Source organism: Serratia sp. NPDC078593, assembly GCF_050268245.1.
Lineage (GTDB): Bacteria > Pseudomonadota > Gammaproteobacteria > Enterobacterales > Enterobacteriaceae > JBNNGK01.
This window is the reverse complement of the sequence record NZ_JBNNGK010000001.1, coordinates 382,653-400,982: the sequence shown is the minus strand read 5'-3', so window position 1 is coordinate 400,982 and position 18,330 is coordinate 382,653. Positions and strand designations below refer to the sequence as shown.

Here is an 18,330-nt window from a genome sequence, read left to right as displayed (position 1 = left end):
AGAGCCGACAGGTTCTTAGTTACAAACAACAAGCAAATAAGGAAAAGATAGAATGGCTAAGGGGCAATCTTTGCAAGATCCGTTCCTGAACGCATTGCGTCGTGAACGTGTTCCGGTTTCTATTTATTTGGTGAATGGTATTAAGCTGCAAGGCCAGATTGAGTCTTTTGATCAGTTTGTCATCCTGTTGAAAAACACAGTGAGCCAAATGGTTTATAAGCACGCTATCTCTACCGTTGTCCCGTCTCGCCCGGTTTCGCACCATAGTAACAATCCGAGCGCCGGCACCAACAATTATCACCATGGTAATAATCCATCTGCGCCGCAACAACCGCAGCAGGAAAGCGATGACGCTGAATAAAGCGCGTCGCAAGACAGCCATGACGGGGAACATGAGCAGCCATGTGTTGCTTATGTTCCCCAAACTCGCGGTAGATGTCCGTTTGAGAGGTTGCACGCTTGTTTGACCGTTATGAAGCCGGTGAGCAGGCCGTACTGGTTCATATCTATTTCTCACAAGACAAAGACACGGAAGACCTCAGCGAGTTTGAATCGCTGGTATCTTCAGCCGGTGTTGATGCTTTGCAAGTGGTGACTGGTAGCCGCAAAGCCCCACACCCAAAGTACTTTGTTGGTGAAGGAAAGGCCGAAGAAATTGCAGATGCGGTGAAAGCCAGCGGCGCATCTGTTGTCCTGTTTGATCATGCCCTTTCTCCGGCGCAGGAGAGAAACCTTGAGCGCCTGTGTGAATGTCGGGTGATCGATCGTACCGGGTTGATTCTAGATATCTTTGCCCAACGTGCCCGTACCCATGAAGGCAAGCTGCAGGTAGAGTTGGCGCAGTTGCGTCATATTGCGACGCGTTTAGTGCGTGGATGGACGCACCTTGAGCGTCAGAAAGGTGGAATCGGCCTTCGTGGGCCGGGGGAAACCCAGTTAGAAACTGACCGCCGTTTGTTGCGAGATCGTATCAGTTTGATTCTGCGCCGTCTGGAGCGAGTAGAAAAGCAGCGTGACCAAGGCCGACGGGCGCGAACCCGTGCTGATGTGCCGACGGTTTCGTTGGTGGGTTATACCAACGCCGGCAAATCCACGCTATTTAACCGAATTACTTCTGCTGATGTTTATGCAGCGGATCAACTATTTGCCACTCTGGATCCTACGTTGCGTCGTATCGACGTGGCCGATGTGGGTGACACGGTGTTGGCGGATACCGTAGGTTTTATCCGGCACTTGCCGCACGACCTGGTCGCAGCCTTCAAGGCCACGTTACAGGAAACGCGTCAGGCGTCTCTGTTGTTACATGTGATCGACGCGGCGGATACTCGCCTCGATGAAAACATTGAAGCGGTGAATTCTGTGTTGGCAGAGATCGATTCGGATGAGATCCCTACGCTGTTAGTGATGAACAAAATAGATATGTTGGATGATTTTGTCCCGCGTATCGACCGCAACGATGAAAACGTACCGATCCGAGTGTGGCTGTCCGCCGCTAGCGGAGACGGTATTCCGTTGTTGTTTCAGGCGTTGACGGAACGCTTATCGGGGGAGATTGCGCAACATGAACTGCGTTTACCGCCAGAGGCAGGCCGTCTTCGTAGCCGTTTTTACCAACTTCAGGCCATAGAAAAAGAGTGGAATGAAGAGGACGGCAGTATCGGCATGCTGGTTCGTATGCCGATTGTCGAGTGGCGTCGTCTTTGTAAACAAGAACAGGATCTGATTAACTTTATAGTATGATCATATCCTGTTACATTTGAGCGCTCGGTTTGCAGGCGTTAACGTTGCCGTCGTTGTTGGCGGTGGTCGGCGCATGAGCTTGAAGTACCCAATCACAGAATAATGGAGCTAAAACATGGCGTGGAATCAGCCCGGTAATAACGGACAGGACCGCGACCCGTGGGGGAGCAGCAATAATAATGGCGGCAACTCTGGCGGTAACAAAGGCGGTCGTGATCAAGGACCACCTGATTTGGATGATATCTTCCGTAAGCTCAGCAAAAAACTGAGTGGCTTAGGCGGGGGCAAAGGCTCCAACAGCAATAATGGCGGTACGGGCTCCAGCGGCCCACATTTGAGTGGCCGTATCATCGGTATCGCTGCGGTAGCGGTTGTCGTTATCTGGGCAGCCAGTGGTTTCTATACCATCAAAGAAGCCGAACGTGGTGTCGTGACGCGCTTTGGCAAATTCAGCCACCTAGTGCAGCCAGGTTTGAACTGGAAGCCGACCTTTATCGATCAAGTACGCCCGGTCAATGTCGAGTCAGTGCGTGAACTGGCAGCGTCGGGTGTGATGCTGACTTCCGATGAAAACGTGGTGCGTGTGGAAATGAACGTACAGTATCGCGTGACCGATCCGGAAGCCTATCTGTTTAGCGTGGTGAATGCGAATGATAGCCTAAGACAGGCGACCGACAGCGCACTGCGTGGTGTCATCGGTAAATATTCGATGGACCGCATCCTGACGGAAGGCCGTACCGTTGTGCGTAACGATACGCAACGGATGTTGGAAGAGACCGTACGCCCTTACAACATGGGGATTACGTTACTTGACGTCAACTTCCAGGCGGCGCGTCCACCGGAAGAGGTGAAAGCCGCTTTCGATGACGCTATTGCCGCGCGTGAAAATGAGCAGCAGTACATTCGTGAAGCAGAAGCCTATGCCAACGAAGTTCAGCCGCGTGCGAACGGTCAGGCGCAGCGTTTGTTAGAAAATGCTAAAGCCTACAAAGACCGTACCGTCCTGGAAGCTCAGGGTGAGGTTGCGCGTTTTGCTAAGCTGTTGCCGGAATACAAATCTGCACCGGAAATTACCCGTGAACGTTTGTATATCGAAACCATGGAAAAAGTTCTGAGCCAGACTCGTAAGGTCTTGGTGAATGATAAAGGCAATAATTTAATGGTGTTACCGTTGGATCAGATGCTGCGCGGCCAGAAAAGCGCGTCGACGGATAGTAGCGATAAAGACACCAGTCTGATTCGTCTCAACCCCGCTCCATCTGCTGGCCATAAATCGCAGAGCAGCGGTTCGAGCATGGACCAACGTCGGGCGAATACCCAGCGTAATGACACCACTCGCGTAGGGAGAGAATAATCAATGCGTAAGTCTTTTATCATTATCCTTATCGCGGTGCTGGTCGCGCTGTATGCGTCATTGTTTGTGGTGCAGGAAGGCCAGCGCGGCATCGTTCTGCGCTTTGGCAAAGTTCTGCGTGATGACGAGAACAAACCGGTGGTGTATGAACCAGGTCTGCATTTCAAGATCCCGTTCATTGAAACCGTAAAAAATCTGGATGCGCGTATTCAGACTATGGACAACCAGGCCGACCGCTTCGTGACCAGCGAGAAAAAAGACCTGATCGTTGACTCCTACCTGAAGTGGCGTATCAGCGATTTCAGCCGTTACTATCTGGCTACCGGCGGCGGCGATGTTTCTCAGGCAGAAGTGCTGTTGAAACGTAAGTTCAGTGACCGTCTGCGTTCCGAAATTGGCCGTCTGGATGTTAAAGATATCGTTACCGACTCGCGCGGTAAATTGATGTCAGACGTTCGTGAAGCGTTGAACACCGGTACGGTGGGAGACGGTGAAGAAGTGGCGACGACCGAAGCTGATGACGCTATTGCTTCTGCAGCCGCGCGTGTTGAGCGGGAAACCACCGGTAAGCAACCACAGGTAAACCCAAACAGTATGGCGGCATTAGGGATTGAAGTTGTCGATGTGCGTATCAAGCAGATCAACCTGCCGGCAGAAGTGTCTGATGCTATTTATCAGCGTATGCGTGCAGAGCGTGAAGCTGTAGCGCGTCGTCTGCGTTCACAAGGTCAGGAAGAAGCAGAGAAGTTACGTGCAAGCGCGGACTACGAAGTGACCCGTACCTTGGCCGAAGCCGAACGTCAGGCGCGTATCACCCGGGGTGATGGCGATGCCGAAGCTGCTAAACTGTTTGCGAAAGCGTTCAGCGAGGATCCGAGCTTCTATGCCTTTATCCGTAGCCTGCGTGCTTATGAAGCAAGCTTCAAAAACAACCAGGACGTGATGGTGCTGAGCCCGGACAGTGATTTCTTCCGTTATATGAAATCGCCGGATTCGACCCGTAAGTAATCTCTGGTATTTATGATAAGGCCCGTTTATAACGGGCCTTTTTCTTTTGGGATAACATCATGAATTCGACGATCTGGCTGGCTCTTGGTCTGGTTTTGGTACTTGAAGGGCTGGGGCCAATGTTGTTTCCGCAGGCCTGGCGGAAAATGATCCTGGCAATGACGAATTTACCCGATGCCACGTTACGCCGTTTTGGCGGTGGAATAGTGGTTGCTGGGATCGTCATATACTATATGTTGAGCACGCGTCTGGGTGGCTAGCGCATAGACGAAAAAATACGCAAACGTATGCTAAAAGTGCTGAAAGTCACAAATTACGGTGGTAGAATCCATTTTTAAGCAACCGGTGATTTTGAAAATGGGTAAGAACGTCGTCGTACTGGGCACCCAATGGGGTGACGAAGGTAAGGGCAAGGTCGTAGACCTGCTGACTGAACGGGCTCAATATGTTGTGCGCTACCAAGGTGGCCATAATGCTGGCCACACTCTGGTTATTAACGGTGAGAAAACCGTTCTTCATTTAATTCCCTCTGGCATTTTGCGTGAAAACGTCACCAGCGTCATCGGCAACGGTGTGGTTCTGGCGCCTGACGCATTGATGAAAGAGATGGGTGAGCTCGAAGCGCGCGGCATCCCGGTACGCGACCGTCTATTATTATCCGAAGCCTGTCCGCTGATCCTGCCTTATCATGTCGCACTGGATGCTGCGCGTGAGAAAGCGCGTGGTGCGAAAGCTATCGGCACTACTGGGCGTGGTATCGGCCCCGCTTACGAAGACAAAGTTGCCCGTCGTGGTCTGCGCGTCGGCGATCTGTTTGATAAAGAATCTTTCGCGGTTAAGCTGAAAGAAATCATCGAATATCACAACTTCCAACTGGTTAACTACTACAAAGTCGACGCGGTAGATTACCAGTCAACGCTGGATTATGTGTTGTCTATCGCTGATATCCTGACCTCAATGGTGGTTGACGTTTCCGAACTGCTGGACGGCGCGCGTAAGCGTGGCGATCTGATCATGTTCGAAGGCGCACAAGGGACTTTGTTGGATATCGATCACGGTACGTATCCGTATGTGACTTCGTCTAACACCACCGCGGGTGGCGTGGCTACCGGTTCCGGTATTGGTCCACGTTACGTGGATTATGTGTTGGGCATTGTGAAAGCCTATTCAACGCGCGTGGGTGCTGGGCCATTCCCAACCGAACTGTTCGATGAAACGGGCGAGTATCTGTGCAAGCAGGGTAATGAATTCGGTGCGACTACCGGTCGTCGTCGTCGTACCGGTTGGCTGGATGCGGTCGCCGTGCGTCGTGCAGTGCAGATTAACTCCTTGTCTGGCTTTTGCCTGACTAAGCTGGATGTGCTCGACGGTCTGAAAGAAGTGAAAATCTGTGTGGGCTATCGTATGCCTGACGGTCGTGAAATGACTACCACGCCACTGGCAGCAGAAGGTTGGGAAGGCATTGAGCCAATTTACGAAAGCATGCCGGGTTGGAGCGAAACCACCTTTGGTGTGAAAGATCACAGTAAACTGCCACAGGCGGCTCTGAACTACATCAAGCGCATTGAAGAACTGACAGGCGTACCGGTAGACATTATCTCCACCGGCCCTGATCGCAGCGAAACCATGATTCTGCGCGATCCGTTCGACGCATAATCTGTTTTACTGCAGTAAATAAACCGGGCGCTGTCCCGGTTTGTTTTTATGATTTTCTCCACGTTAAACGCGTTTGCTCATTCTAAAATCCTTTCGTTACCCTGCTTCTGAGGCCGTCAGCGAGTATCTCTCCATATCGCTTGCGAGATGACGGTATAAATAATTAACGACGAACTCTCAGCCTGGTTTATCATCCAATACGTAAGAGTTGAAAAAATGCCAAAAAATGGCGTATCAGGCGGGTAAAAACCTACCCAGAGGTAGATGTGCAGTTAACAAGTTTTACTGATTATGGCCTGCGGGCACTGATTTACATGGCTTCATTGCCGAAAGATAAAATGACCAGCATTTCGGAAGTGACCGAGGTGTATGGCGTCTCCCGCAACCATATGGTGAAAATAATTAACCAACTGAGCCGAATTGGCCTGGTTACTGCCGTTCGGGGAAAAAATGGCGGTATTCGGTTGGGAAAACCAGCCGAGACGATTCGCCTTGGTGATGTGGTACGGGCGTTGGAACCGCTTGCACTGGTTAACTGTGACAGTAGTTTTTGCCACATCACGCCCGCTTGCCGCCTGAAAAAAGTGCTGCAACAGGGCGTACAGAATTTCCTTGAAGAGCTGGATAACTATACTTTGGCTGATATGGTTGAAGACAATCCCCCGCTTTACAAGCTATTGCTTGTCGAATAAACGTCGTTGAGAAGACAAGGCTCAGCGATACCCTGCTGATGACAACGGAGGAACCGCAATGTCACAAGATCCTTTCCTGGAACGAGAAGCAGAAAAATACGAATCCCCAATCCCAAGCCGCGAATTCATTCTTGCTCATTTAGCCAAGCGTGAAACGCCAGCCAACCGTGAAGAGTTGGCGAAAGAGCTGGAATTGACCAGCGAAGAACATCAGGAAGCGCTGCGTCGACGCCTGCGCGCCATGGAGCGCGACGGTCAGTTGATCTTTACCCGTCGCCAATGCTACGCCCTGCCAGAGCGTCTCGATTTACTGCGTGGCACCGTGATTGGCCACCGCGATGGTTACGGTTTCTTGCGTATTGAAGGCAGTAAAGACGATCTGTATTTGTCAGCCGAACAAATGAAAATGGCGATTCATGGCGATGTGGTCTTGGCGCAAGCGCTAGGAGCCGATCGGAAAGGCCGCCGTGAAGCACGCATCGTACGCGTGCTGGTGCCGAAGACTAGCCAGATTGTTGGTCGTTACTTCACTGACGCGGGTGTGGGGTTTGTGGTACCGGATGACAGCCGACTGAGTTTTGACATTTTGATCCCATCTGAGGCCGTTAGCGGCGCACGAATGGGCTATATGGTGGTGGTCGAGCTGACGCAGCGCCCAACGCGGCGTACCAAAGCCGTTGGTAAGATTGTCGAGATCCTTGGGGACAAAATGGGGACGAGTATGGCGGTCGATATCGCGCTTCGTACTCATGAAATCCCGCATACTTGGTCGCCGCAGGTGGAGAGACAGGTTGCCGACCTGAGTGAAAACGTGCCGGAAGAAGCCAAGCAAGGCCGTGTCGATCTTCGCAAACTGCCGTTGGTTACTATTGATGGTGAAGATGCGCGTGACTTCGATGATGCGGTTTACTGCGAGAAGAAACGTGGCGGCGGTTGGCGTCTGTGGGTCGCCATTGCCGATGTGAGTTATTACGTACGACCTGGTACGGCGCTGGACGATGAAGCGCGCGGGCGCGGGACGTCGGTGTATTTCCCGTCTCAGGTTGTCCCTATGCTGCCGGAGGTCTTGTCCAATGGTCTGTGCTCGCTAAACCCGCAGGTTGATCGCTTGTGTATGGTGTGTGAGATGACGATCTCCGCGCAGGGGCGCTTGTCGACCGCCAAGTTTTATGAAGCGGTGATGAGTTCCCATGCGCGTCTGACTTACACTAAAGTGTGGCATATTTTGCAGGGCGACCAAGATCTACGCGAGCAATATCATCCGTTGGTTAAGCACTTGCAAGAATTGCACAATATGTACAAGGTGCTGGATCAAGCTCGTGCTGAACGTGGCGGTATTGCGTTTGAAACGGAAGAAGCCAAGTTCATCTTCAATGCAGAGCGTCGTATCGAGCGGGTGGAGCCGACGGTGCGCAACGATGCGCACAAGTTGATCGAAGAATGTATGATCATGGCGAACATTGCGGCAGCGCGCTTCGTTGAGAAAAACAACGAGCCTGCGCTATTCCGCGTGCACGACCGCCCGAGCGATGATCACATCTCCGCGTTGCGAAGTGTCCTCAGCGAGCTGGGTTTGACGCTGGGGGGCGGCAATAAACCGCAGCCTAAAGACTATGCGGAACTGATGAACATCGTTTCCGAGCGTCCCGATCATGAAATGCTGCAAACCATGCTGCTGCGCTCGATGAAGCAGGCGATTTACGATCCGGAAAACCGGGGGCACTTTGGTCTGGCGTTGGCATCTTACGGTCACTTCACTTCACCTATTCGCCGCTATCCCGATTTATCGCTGCACCGCGCGATCAAATATTTGTTGGCCAAAGAGCAGGGTGAACCGCAGCATCGCTGGACACCAACCGGTGGCTGGCATAGCGATCTCAACGAAATGTTGCAACTGGGCCTGCATTGTTCGATGACCGAACGGCGGGCCGATGAAGCGACGCGTAACGTTGCCGATTGGTTGAAGTGCGACTTCATGCAGGATCATGTTGGTGAGGTCTTCACGGGCATTATCGCCAGCGTCACCGGATTTGGTTTCTTCGTACGGCTAAACGATTTATTCATCGATGGCTTGGTGCACGTATCAACGCTGGATAATGATTATTATCGCTACGATAATATTGGCCAGCGTTTGATCGGCGAATCCTCTGGTATGGTTTATCGTCTGGGCGATACGGTGGAGATTCGTGTTGAGGCGGTGCATATGGACGAGCGCAAGATCGATTTTGCGTTGGTTTCCAGCACCCGTAAACCGCGTGGCGAAGGGAAAACCGAGCGAGAACGCGCGAAAAAAGGCGCATCGCGTACCCTGCGTGACGGCGGTGGTAATGGCAACAGCCGTAAGCGCCGTGGCGGTAAGCCACCGGCAAATTTTGAGCCGGATAGTGCATTCCGTAAAGACGATGCTAAACCCGTTGCTAAGGTGAAAAAAGACAAAAAGGCTAAGGCCAAAAAAGTGTCTGATAAAACCAAAAAGATTGCGGCAGCCACCAAAGCTAAGCGTGCCGTGAAGAAGAAAAGTGCAGCGCAAGATTAAGTTGTCGCGCATTATCATTCCCCGGCCGGCTCATGTCGGCCGTACAGTAAAAAGAGTATCATGAGCGAAATTATTTACGGTATCCACGCCGTCAAAGCCTTGTTAGAACGTGACCCGCAACGCTTCTTGGAAGTGTTTATTCTTAAAGGCCGCGACGATCGTCGTCTTCAACCCGTGATTGCTGAATTGGAAGCGACCGGTATTGTGATCCAGGTAGCTAACCGCCAGTGGTTGGACGAAAAAGCCGAAGGTGCGGTGCATCAGGGGATCATTGCCCGGGTGCGAGAGGGGCGCCAGTACCAGGAAAATGATCTGCCTGGCCTGCTGGAAAGCATCGATACCCCTTTCCTGCTGGTATTGGACGGCGTGACCGATCCACATAACCTTGGTGCCTGCCTGCGCAGTGCCGATGCGGCTGGGGTGCATGCGGTCATTGTACCGCGTGACCGTTCCGCACAGCTGAATGCCACAGCGAAGAAAGTGGCCTGTGGTGCTGCTGAGAACGTACCGCTTATCCGTGTTACCAATCTGGCGCGTACGCTGCGTTTATTGCAGGAGTCGAACGTTTGGGTCGTCGGAACCGCAGGGGAAGCCGATCACACCCTGTATCAAAGTAAAATGACCGGGCCGATGGCGCTGGTAATGGGTGCGGAAGGCGAAGGCATGCGTCGCTTGACCCGTGAGCACTGCGACGAATTGATCAGCATCCCGATGGCCGGTAGCGTTTCCTCGCTTAATGTCTCGGTTGCCACCGGTATCTGTTTGTTTGAGGCGGTGCGCCAGCGCAGCTAATTCTGCCAAGGCTCGGGATTCCCTGAGCCTTGGGCTTGATAGCGAAGTTGCCTGAAGGCCCGAGATACCCGGGCCTAAGCGTAGCGAGGGCGCTCCGGTGGCTTACGTCACTACGACCCCACAGCCCCGCTTTCCCTAATAATAGGCTTTGTCCGCAGTCTGAAAACTCGGGTTCCCCGAGCCTTTTCTCTCTTCATCTATCGGCCATCTTGTTACCCTCTGCGCGGCAGAAATCACAGAATCGACCATACTCATTCCTGAAACGTTAATGAGAGTAGGTCTATGGTCTGGAATACGCATACGGTGTTTAATCAGCCAAAACCACTGGGTAACAGTAATCTCTTTCTTTCCGATACTCCGTTGCGCGAGGCGGTCAACCGCGAGCTCGCCGGTTGGGATGCCGACTTATTGGCGTCGTTGGGGCAACAACTCGGTACAGTAGAGTCGCTGGAACTTGGTAGATTGGCTAATGTCCATCCGCCGGAGTTATTGCGTTACGATACGACCGGTCAGCGATTGGATGACGTTCGTTTTCATCCCGCCTGGCATAGCCTGATGCAAGGTTTGGTGGCTAACCGTGTGCATAATCTACCGTGGGAAGAGGATGCACGCATTGGTGCGGTGGTCGCGCGCGCGGCGCGTTTTATGCTGCATGCGCAAGTTGAGGCGGGTACGCTTTGCCCGATTACCATGACCTATGGTGCCATCCCCCTGCTGCAGCATAGCTTGCCGACGGTGTTTCAGGATTGGCTACCGCCCTTACTTTCCGATCGTTACGATACACATGTGTTACCCGGTGCACAAAAGCACGGGTTATTGATCGGCATGGGAATGACTGAAAAACAAGGTGGTTCAGACGTTTTGAGTAACACCACGACGGCGACACCGCAGGCTGGACGTGGAAATGGCGAGATGTATCGGTTAGTGGGGCACAAATGGTTTTTCTCCGTGCCACAAAGTGATGCGCACTTGGTGTTAGCGCAAACGGCAGGCGGTTTATCGTGCTTCTTTCTGCCACGTGTTTTGCCCGATGGTACGCGTAATGCGGTGCGGTTAGAAAGGTTGAAAGACAAACTGGGCAACCGCGCTAATGCCAGCAGTGAAGCGGAGTTTTTGGATGCCAGCGCCTGGCTGATTGGTGAAGAGGGCGAGGGCGTTAGGCAAATCCTCAAAATGGGGGGGCGCACGCGCTTTGACTGTGCGCTGGGCAGTCATGGTCTGATGCGGCGCGGGTTATCGGTGGCGCTGTATCACTCGCATCGGCGACAGGTGTTTGGTAAATCTCTGATTCAACAGCCGATGATGCGGCAGGTTTTAGCGCGTATGGCATTGCGCTTAGAAGGGCATACTGCGTTGCTGTTTCGCTTGGCGCGTGCTTGGGAGAACCCAAATGTGCCATTTGAACAGCTCTATGCTCGGTTGTTGACGCCTGCTGCAAAGTACAGCATTTGCCATCAGGGCGCGCCGTTCATCGCAGAAGCGATGGAAGTGTTGGGCGGTATAGGTTATTGCGAAGACAGCGAACTGCCGCGTTTATACCGGGAAATGCCGGTAAACAGTATTTGGGAAGGCTCGGGCAATGTTATGTGTCTTGATATATTGCGTAGTCTAAATAAGTTGCCGGGGGTGCTGGCGTTTTTAGAACAGTTGTCTACACCGGTACGCGGGCAGAATCGCTTGTTCGATCGCGCATGGCGTCAGTTGCAACGGCGTATGCAAAAGCCGCGTGAGGAAATGGGGCGGCTACTGACGCAGCAATTGTTTGATCTATCGAGTGCCGCGCAACTGTTGCAATATGCCAGCCCTGCGATAGCTGATGCCTGGTGCTACCTATGTCTGGATAATCGTGGTGATCATGTCCTTTCTGAGTCGGTTTGTAATGTATTGTTGAGCCGAGCCATCGGAGATTGACTCGGAATATATATTTTATTTAATTGTTAGTGTGTTTATTATTTTTTTTGTGAATTTGTCTTTTTATTTTGTTTTTAAAAGTAGGTGGTCGGTTAATTGTTGGCCTGGATGGAGAAGGTTAGAGGTAAGAATATTCTTGCAAAAAAATAAGATAATACGGATTTTTAAATTATCATTTTATATTTAGGTCATGAGCATGATGATTATATGTTATATATTATTGTGCTATTCCCTCGCCTAAATAAAAGGAATTAATTTAATGATCAATGCTATTGATGTTTCCAATGCTGTCGAAAAAAAACGTAGTCGTGCTTTACGCGCTACACTGTCCCCGCTCTATTTTGCTGGTCTATTAGCGTTTGGCTGCGTATCTGTCGCTCAGGCGGCGGTTATCGCAGGCGCAGGGCAAGCCTCTCATCCAGGGATCAGCGTAGGCGGTAACGGTGCAACGATAGTGGATATCAATGCCGCGGGGAAAGACGGTGTTTCTCACAATATTTTTAATCGTTTTGATGTTGATAAAAATGGCGTGGTATTAAATAACAGTGCGAGTGAAATTAATAGTCAGTTGGCCGGTAATATTGCGGGGAATAAGAATTTAAGTGGGGGAACGGCATCCGTCATTCTTAATGAAGTCAACTCAAATAACGCCAGTATCTTAAGAGGAATGATTGAGGTCGGTGGCGATAAAGCACAGGTTATTATCGCTAACCCTGCGGGTATTTCCTGTAGTGGATGTGGATTCATCAATGCTAATCGTGCGACGTTAGTGACCGGCCGGCCAGAGTTTAGTGGTGGTACTTTACAGGGCTACCGCGTTGAAAAAGGTAATATTGTCATTAATGGCGATGGCCTGATCAGCGGTGATACCAATTACACAGAACTGATTGCCCGGTTTATTAATGTGAACGCCGATCTCAGAGCAAACGATCTGAAAGTGATTGTTGGCCGCAATAAGGTAAGTGCCGACACGGAGCATTTGACTCAGTTAGATGTGATATCCGGGGTTCCTGGCATCGGGCTGGATGTGGCTGCATTGGGCGGGATGTATGCCGGTAAGATCACCTTAGTTAGTACCGAAAAGGGAGCTGGCGTCCGTAATTTCGGCACTATTGGCGCCAATGTGTCAGATTTGGCGATAGGTGTTAATGGAGTATTGGACAACGTTGACGGTGAGTTGACTGCTGCGCGTAATGCCAATTTAGTCACCGTTGGGAGTTTGAACAATATGCATGGTGCAATCCGTGCGGGGAGCGGCATTAACATAAATTCGAACAATGCGTTGTTCAATAATACCAGCGGTACCCTTGCGTCTAGCGGTTCAGTCAATGTCAATAGTGGGCAAATGAACAATACCAATGGATTAGTGCAGGCCGGGTTATTAACTACTATTGATACCAATGGACAGACCTTGATCAATACCGGGCGTGTTAACGGTGCGGGTATCTTTAGCGGTTATGGCATCACACTGAAAACCGGGTTGTTAAATAATATCGGAGGGGCGATAGCCACCAGCGGAAAAGCCACCATCAACAGCGGTGCGTTGGATAACCGTAATGGCCAAATTTACGCATACGGCACCGCGCTTTCCGATCTCAACATGACGGTGGCCGGCGCTTACGATAATCGTAATGGCGAAATTGCGGCGCAGCGTAATATCAACCTGTCAACCTACGGAGCGTTGAATAACAGTAGCAGCGGTAAAATGAGCGCAGGGGCTGATTTCACGCTGAATACCAACCAAATTAAGCTGAATAATAGTGGTGGCCTAGTTGAAGCCGGTAACCTATTGGATATTAACAGCGGAGAAATTAATAACGCCAACGGTATATTGCAGTCGGCTAAAGTGCTGAAGGTGGATACCAATGGTAAAACGCTGACTAACAGTGGCCGGGCTAACGGCAAAGGTATTTTCAGCGGAACCAGCACCACGTTGACGACTGCGAGGCTGGATAATAACGCAGGGCAGATATCTTCATCAGGTGACATTAACGTAAATAATACCGGGGCAATGTATAACCGTGATGGTCGTATAGAGGGAGAGGGCAAGGCTATTATTCACTCCAACAGCCTAGATAACAGAGCGGGTGGTATCACTTTGACTAAAGGCGGTGAAGTGCGTATCGCCGACATCAATAATACGCATGGGGTGATCGCCAGTAAGGGAACAACATCGGTGTATGCTAACTCGCTGAATAACAACACGGGGGTAGTGGGCGGACGAACGCTAAACCTGGAAGCGGAAACGCTGAAAAATGACGCCGGGCTGGTGTTTGCAGAATTCACTGCTGATGTGAAAGCCGGCACTATTTATAATCGTGACAGCGCGAATTTTGCCAGTGAAATGGGGCAACATATTGAGCAACCCGATGCTGATGGCGGCATTATTAGCAAGAAAGACCTCACCATCACCAGCAGTCGTTTATATAACAGCAATGGTTTGGTTGCCTCAACGACTGGCAACGTGACGATGACGGCAGACAGTGTGGATAATAGCTTCGCCACGATTGCGGCAATGAAAGATTTGGCGTTGAGCACCAGTTCACTGAACAACAATAGCGGTATTATTAGCGCCAATGGTGTTAGCACTCTCACCCTTAAGTCTGCATTTACCAATACCGGGGCTATCCAAGGCGTTGAAGGCTTGAATATTAATGCGCAAGCGTCACTGGACAACTACGGAAAATTGCTTTCTGAAAAAGTGACCAGCATCACTTCACAAAATCTCTATAACCAGCGCAGTGCAGTTATTACCGGCAAGGAAGGGGTAAGGCTGAATATTACCGACAACTATATCAATATCGGTACTGTTAACGGCACAGTTAGCGAGAAATAATTACTGCGGCAAGTCATCAACAGGTGTTCTTTCAGGAACACCTGTTGTTTTCTCTTTATTTACGCACTTCTATCGAAAATAGTTTTTCATAAGGAAATGATTACGTGCATCGCCGTATCAGTTTAACGCTGTTGTTTATCGCATTGCCGCTTCAGGCGGCAGTGACCGACAGTTCTCAGCGTTTAGATCAACAAGTTACACACCAGCAAGAGCAGGAAAAAGCGCGTTATCAGCAATTGGCGCCCGCAGGTAAGGAAGTTCGCGCTACTTCTGGCGCGGCAGATGGCAACACCGTGATCTTCCCTGAAGAAGAGGCCTGTTTACCGATACAACAGGTGGTTCTGGATAATACGGGGCGGTTACCACGGAAGTTGAAGCTTAACGCGCTGGCAATTCAGGGAGAAGGGCGGTGTCTTGGCATCAATGGTATTAAAGCGTTAGTTACGGCGTTACAAAATCGATTAATTGATCAAGGATATATTACTACCCGCGTGTTGACGCCGCGCCAAGATTTGCGCAGTGGTACTCTGACGTTGACAATTGTGCCGGGTACCGTCGGTAAACTGGCATTGACGCCCGACAGCAACAGCCGTGTTAGCTTAGATTCAGCTTTCCCCGTAGCTAGAGGTGAAATTCTCGATTTGCGTGCTATCGAGCAGGGGTTGGAAAACTTACAGCGTATACCAGGCGTTAGTGCGACGATCCAACTCGTACCAGGAGCACATGACGGTGAAACGGACGTGTTAATCGATCGGCAGATGCCAAGTTTTTGGCGTGTCGGTGGGTGGCTGGACGATTCTGGCAGCAAGTTCAGTGGCCGTTATCAAACCGGCGTCGCGTTGTATTTGGATAATCCCGCCGCGCTTAACGACCAGTTTTATATTTCGCTTGGGCGTAACCTGCATGCGAAAAACAGTCACCATGCGAAAAATGCCTCAATCTACTATTCGGTGCCATATGGTTATTGGTCGCTCGATCTTTATGCCGGTAAGAATGAAACGCTGCAAAGTATTCCCGGCACCTGGAGCGATTTCCACTATTTAGGGAAAACGCGAACCATGAGTGCGCGGTTGAATCGTATTCTTTCCCGCGGCGCCAAGCAGAAAACAACCTTTAACGTTCAGCTATTAAAACGGGATTCCCATTATTATCTCAACGAAACCGAGATTTTAATTCAGGAGCGGGATACGACAACCGTGATGCTCGGGCTAAATCACCGACATTATTTCGGCGATAACGTGCTGGATGCCACACTGTCGTGGCAACGAAACGTGAAGTGGTTGGGGGCAGAATCCTCAGTGGCTGAAAGGTTCGGCAGCAATGATGCCTTGGCGCGCGCTATTACGTTGGATGTTAACGCGGTGATGCCATTCAACCTGCTTAACCAGTCGATGAGCTATCAGGCGCGTTTTCGCCAACAATACTCCCCCGATCGGCTGAGTACGCAGGATAAGTTCAGCATGGGTAACCGTTGGACAGTGCGTGGATTTGATGGTGAATATAACCTGATGGCCGATCGTGGGTTCTATTTGCGTAACGATCTCAATCTTAATCTACCGCGTTGGAACAGCCAGGTTTATCTAGGTATGGATTATGGACAAGTCAGCGGTGGCGGGAGCGAAACTTGGTCCGGTAAGAGGATGGCGGGGAGCGTGATCGGTCTACGCGGTGCGAAGTGGGGGTTAGGTTATGATGCGTTTGTCGGAACGCCGTTGAGCAAGCCGGAGAATTTTCACACCAGTTCTCTCAATGCTGGCTTTACCGTTCAATGGCAGTTTTAACGGTATAAAATAGCGTTTGAATACCACCGTCCCGGCACAATCGTTTCACTATTCATAATGATCATGTAATAGCGTGCGCCGCTGGCGGTGGCCTTCTTTCGAATCTCTTCTTCTACATTCATTGGGCTGCCATAGGCCAGTGCACTAATGGTGATAAGTTTTTCTAGCCCGGCAGTTTGAGCTCGGCTAATCTCTTGCGCTTGCCCGGCGATCGGTGGCGGAGGCGCTTTCGGCGTTGTGGTGAACAGGCTGCAACCAGATTGTAGGCTGAGTAACAGGAGTATGGCGGCAGGGCGAACAATTCTCATTAAGGGCTCGCTATTGTCAGTTGAATATTAGCAGTGTCATACCTAAGCATAATCTACTCGCGTTTAGCGTGTTTTTTGTTGTTCTATACCCGTTATATTTCAAATTGCACCTTTGTTGGCGGTGTTTTTCTTGCTCGCGTTGCTGGCTGGCGGCTACCGTACATTTTTTCCAGCGCTTTTTGTGAAAAAGCCCCCGAGCAAGCCGGGGGCGTAGATTTTAATAAACTACCGCTTCTGAGCGCGGCTTCTTTCCCTGGTGTTGTGCTTTGCGTTTAGCGATACAGTTCGGCGCTAACGTGGATCGACGCGGTGCTGCCCGGCTGGTGCAGGGCAATAATGCGGTAGGCGCTGGCACCCCGTTGTTCGGCAATGTGGTTTATTTGGGAGGAAGCATCATCGGGTGAGACGACATTGTGGTTCAGCGTCACGAAGCCGATGCTTTGGCGTTGCTCTGCTTGACGTGTGGTAATCTCTTCGGCGGCGAAAGTGCTGGCAGAAAACAGGAATGCTACGGCGGTAGCAATAAGTATGCGTTTCATCATTACCTCTCTCACTTTTTCCCATCGGCCCGGTGGCCTGTTTCTGTAAAGGAAAAAGTTATTTGCCTGGCTTGAATAACCTTTAAAATCATTTCACCGGCTGTTTACGGCGGATATGATTAATTTTAGTCCGTTTGGCTGGATTAAAAAGTCGTGCTGTTTGATGTTATCTTTCAAAAAAAATGAAAGATATTTAGGCTGGCGTGATGATTTCATTGAAGGATTCTCAAAACTATTGGATCTGTATCCATAGGTTTTTCTGATAGCAAATCGTGCTCTTTTTATCTCGTAACCCCATAACCGCGAATAAATCCCGTGCGGTCCTTGAGTTTCCCCCCTTGCGCCAGTATGATTACGCGTCATTTTTCAGCCGCACACAAACACGTTCCTTGCTTCCATGGGCCGCGGTTGACCCTGACAGGAGGCTGAATAATCCGTAAGGAGCAATTCGATGCGTCATTACGAAATCGTTTTTATGGTCCATCCTGACCAAAGCGAACAGGTTCCGGGCATGATCGAGCGTTACAGTGCTACCATCACTAACGCTGAAGGTCAGATTCACCGTCTGGAAGACTGGGGCCGCCGTCAACTGGCTTACCCGATCAACAAACTGCACAAAGCTCACTACGTTCTGCTGAACGTTGAAGCTCCGCAGGAAGCGATCGATGAGCTGGAAACTAACTTCCGCTTCAACGACGCCGTTATCCGTAGCATGGTTATGCGCGTTAAGCACGCGGTAACAGAAGCATCTCCAATGGTTAAAGCGAAAGACGAACGTCGTGGCGATCGCCGCGAAGATTTCGCTAACGAAACCGCAGATGATGCTGATGCTGGGGATTCTGAAGAGTAATTGCCGCCGTGACGGCTAATCGTCTGGTGTTGGCTGGCATCGTGTGCAAGCCGCCGGTTCGAAAAGTGAGTCCTTCCGGGATCCCCCACTGTCAATTTGTGCTTGAGCACAGATCGACACAGGTAGAAGCCGGATTCAGCAGACAAGCATGGTGCCGTATGCCCGTGGTTGTCAGTGGACAACAGTCACAAGCACTAACTCAAAGATTAACGGTCGGCAGTCAGATTACCGTGCAAGGCTTCGTGAGTTGCCATCAAGGGCGCAACGGGCTGAACAAATTGGTACTGCATGCCGAGCAGATTGAATTGATAGATTCTGGAGACTAGC

16 protein-coding genes are annotated in these 18,330 nt (G+C 50.8%); 14 read left to right on the top strand and 2 right to left on the bottom strand.

The genetic code is table 11. The features are described from left to right. Window positions 1-52 precede the first annotated feature (52 nt). The 12 genes from hfq (at window position 53) to ACQKDS_RS01755 (ending at window position 16,306) form a co-directional block, all read left to right on the top strand. Window positions 53-361: an RNA chaperone Hfq gene (gene hfq, locus ACQKDS_RS01810; RefSeq protein WP_399664229.1), complete on the top strand. Its 309-nt coding sequence runs from the start codon at window positions 53-55 to the stop codon at window positions 359-361. A gap of 98 nt (window positions 362-459) precedes the next feature. After that, window positions 460-1,740 carry a ribosome rescue GTPase HflX gene (gene hflX, locus ACQKDS_RS01805; RefSeq protein WP_399664232.1) on the top strand — a complete coding sequence of 427 codons (1,281 nt, stop codon included), beginning with the start codon at window positions 460-462 and terminating at the stop codon, window positions 1,738-1,740. A 115-nt stretch (window positions 1,741-1,855) separates the two neighbouring features. Continuing rightward, complete coding sequence (gene hflK / locus ACQKDS_RS01800; protein WP_399664235.1) at window positions 1,856-3,094, top strand: FtsH protease activity modulator HflK; 1,239 nt, start codon at window positions 1,856-1,858, stop codon at window positions 3,092-3,094. 3 nt (window positions 3,095-3,097) lie between these two features. Next, the gene (gene hflC, locus ACQKDS_RS01795) at window positions 3,098-4,102 is read left to right on the top strand and encodes a protease modulator HflC (protein WP_399664238.1); all 1,005 of its coding nucleotides are present in this window, start codon (window positions 3,098-3,100) and stop codon (window positions 4,100-4,102) included. Between the two features lie 59 nt (window positions 4,103-4,161). Beyond that, window positions 4,162-4,362 (top strand): DUF2065 domain-containing protein, encoded by a 201-nt coding sequence (locus ACQKDS_RS01790; protein ID WP_399664241.1) that lies wholly within the window; start codon window positions 4,162-4,164, stop codon window positions 4,360-4,362. A gap of 97 nt (window positions 4,363-4,459) precedes the next feature. Then, the gene (locus ACQKDS_RS01785; RefSeq protein ID WP_399664243.1) at window positions 4,460-5,758 is read left to right on the top strand and encodes an adenylosuccinate synthase; all 1,299 of its coding nucleotides are present in this window, start codon (window positions 4,460-4,462) and stop codon (window positions 5,756-5,758) included. Window positions 5,759-6,024: 266 nt separating this feature from the next. Further along, entirely contained in the window at window positions 6,025-6,450 is a 426-nt protein-coding gene (gene nsrR, locus ACQKDS_RS01780; RefSeq protein WP_399664246.1) for a nitric oxide-sensing transcriptional repressor NsrR, read from the top strand. Window positions 6,451-6,508: 58 nt separating this feature from the next. Then, complete coding sequence (rnr, locus tag ACQKDS_RS01775; protein ID WP_399664249.1) at window positions 6,509-8,986, top strand: ribonuclease R; 2,478 nt, start codon at window positions 6,509-6,511, stop codon at window positions 8,984-8,986. Between the two features lie 60 nt (window positions 8,987-9,046). Beyond that, complete coding sequence (gene rlmB, locus ACQKDS_RS01770; RefSeq protein WP_399664251.1) at window positions 9,047-9,778, top strand: 23S rRNA (guanosine(2251)-2'-O)-methyltransferase RlmB; 732 nt, start codon at window positions 9,047-9,049, stop codon at window positions 9,776-9,778. A 282-nt stretch (window positions 9,779-10,060) separates the two neighbouring features. Continuing rightward, window positions 10,061-11,689 carry an isovaleryl-CoA dehydrogenase gene (locus tag ACQKDS_RS01765; RefSeq protein WP_399664254.1) on the top strand — a complete coding sequence of 543 codons (1,629 nt, stop codon included), beginning with the start codon at window positions 10,061-10,063 and terminating at the stop codon, window positions 11,687-11,689. Window positions 11,690-11,948: 259 nt separating this feature from the next. Beyond that, window positions 11,949-14,525: a filamentous hemagglutinin N-terminal domain-containing protein gene (locus ACQKDS_RS01760; RefSeq protein ID WP_399664256.1), complete on the top strand. Its 2,577-nt coding sequence runs from the start codon at window positions 11,949-11,951 to the stop codon at window positions 14,523-14,525. 104 nt (window positions 14,526-14,629) lie between these two features. Beyond that, window positions 14,630-16,306, top strand: a complete 1,677-nt coding sequence (locus ACQKDS_RS01755; protein WP_399664259.1) for a ShlB/FhaC/HecB family hemolysin secretion/activation protein — start codon at window positions 14,630-14,632, stop codon at window positions 16,304-16,306. On the opposite strand, the gene bsmA is transcribed toward ACQKDS_RS01755, so the two are convergent. Next, a complete protein-coding gene (gene bsmA / locus ACQKDS_RS01750) occupies window positions 16,303-16,614 on the bottom strand; it encodes a biofilm peroxide resistance protein BsmA (protein WP_399664262.1) in 312 nt (103 codons plus the stop codon). The genes ACQKDS_RS01755 and bsmA overlap by 4 nt on opposite strands. A 272-nt stretch (window positions 16,615-16,886) precedes the next feature. Continuing rightward, a complete protein-coding gene (locus tag ACQKDS_RS01745) occupies window positions 16,887-17,153 on the bottom strand; it encodes a DUF1471 domain-containing protein (protein WP_399665125.1) in 267 nt (88 codons plus the stop codon). 451 nt (window positions 17,154-17,604) lie between these two features. Between ACQKDS_RS01745 and rpsF the strand changes: the two genes are divergently transcribed. Further along, complete coding sequence (gene rpsF / locus ACQKDS_RS01740) at window positions 17,605-18,003, top strand: 30S ribosomal protein S6 (protein ID WP_399664265.1); 399 nt, start codon at window positions 17,605-17,607, stop codon at window positions 18,001-18,003. A gap of 8 nt (window positions 18,004-18,011) precedes the next feature. Further along, window positions 18,012-18,329, top strand: coding sequence for a primosomal replication protein N (gene priB / locus ACQKDS_RS01735; RefSeq protein ID WP_399664268.1), 318 nt, complete (start codon window positions 18,012-18,014; stop codon window positions 18,327-18,329). Window position 18,330: the final 1 nt, after the last annotated feature.

Excerpts from the sequence above, each read along its gene's own strand:
- hfq (WP_399664229.1), top strand. The coding sequence starts at position 53 with ATGGCTAAGGGGCAATCTTTGCAAGATCCGTTCCTGAACGCATTGCGT.
- hflK (WP_399664235.1), top strand. The coding sequence starts at position 1,856 with ATGGCGTGGAATCAGCCCGGTAATAACGGACAGGACCGCGACCCGTGG.
- hflC (WP_399664238.1), top strand. The coding sequence starts at position 3,098 with ATGCGTAAGTCTTTTATCATTATCCTTATCGCGGTGCTGGTCGCGCTG.
- ACQKDS_RS01790 (WP_399664241.1), top strand. The coding sequence starts at position 4,162 with ATGAATTCGACGATCTGGCTGGCTCTTGGTCTGGTTTTGGTACTTGAA.
- ACQKDS_RS01785 (WP_399664243.1), top strand. The coding sequence starts at position 4,460 with ATGGGTAAGAACGTCGTCGTACTGGGCACCCAATGGGGTGACGAAGGT.
- rnr (WP_399664249.1), top strand. The coding sequence starts at position 6,509 with ATGTCACAAGATCCTTTCCTGGAACGAGAAGCAGAAAAATACGAATCC.
- rlmB (WP_399664251.1), top strand. The coding sequence starts at position 9,047 with ATGAGCGAAATTATTTACGGTATCCACGCCGTCAAAGCCTTGTTAGAA.
- ACQKDS_RS01765 (WP_399664254.1), top strand. The coding sequence starts at position 10,061 with ATGGTCTGGAATACGCATACGGTGTTTAATCAGCCAAAACCACTGGGT.
- ACQKDS_RS01760 (WP_399664256.1), top strand. The coding sequence starts at position 11,949 with ATGATCAATGCTATTGATGTTTCCAATGCTGTCGAAAAAAAACGTAGT.
- bsmA (WP_399664262.1), bottom strand. The coding sequence starts at position 16,614 with ATGAGAATTGTTCGCCCTGCCGCCATACTCCTGTTACTCAGCCTACAA.
- ACQKDS_RS01745 (WP_399665125.1), bottom strand. The coding sequence starts at position 17,153 with ATGAAACGCATACTTATTGCTACCGCCGTAGCATTCCTGTTTTCTGCC.
- rpsF (WP_399664265.1), top strand. The coding sequence starts at position 17,605 with ATGCGTCATTACGAAATCGTTTTTATGGTCCATCCTGACCAAAGCGAA.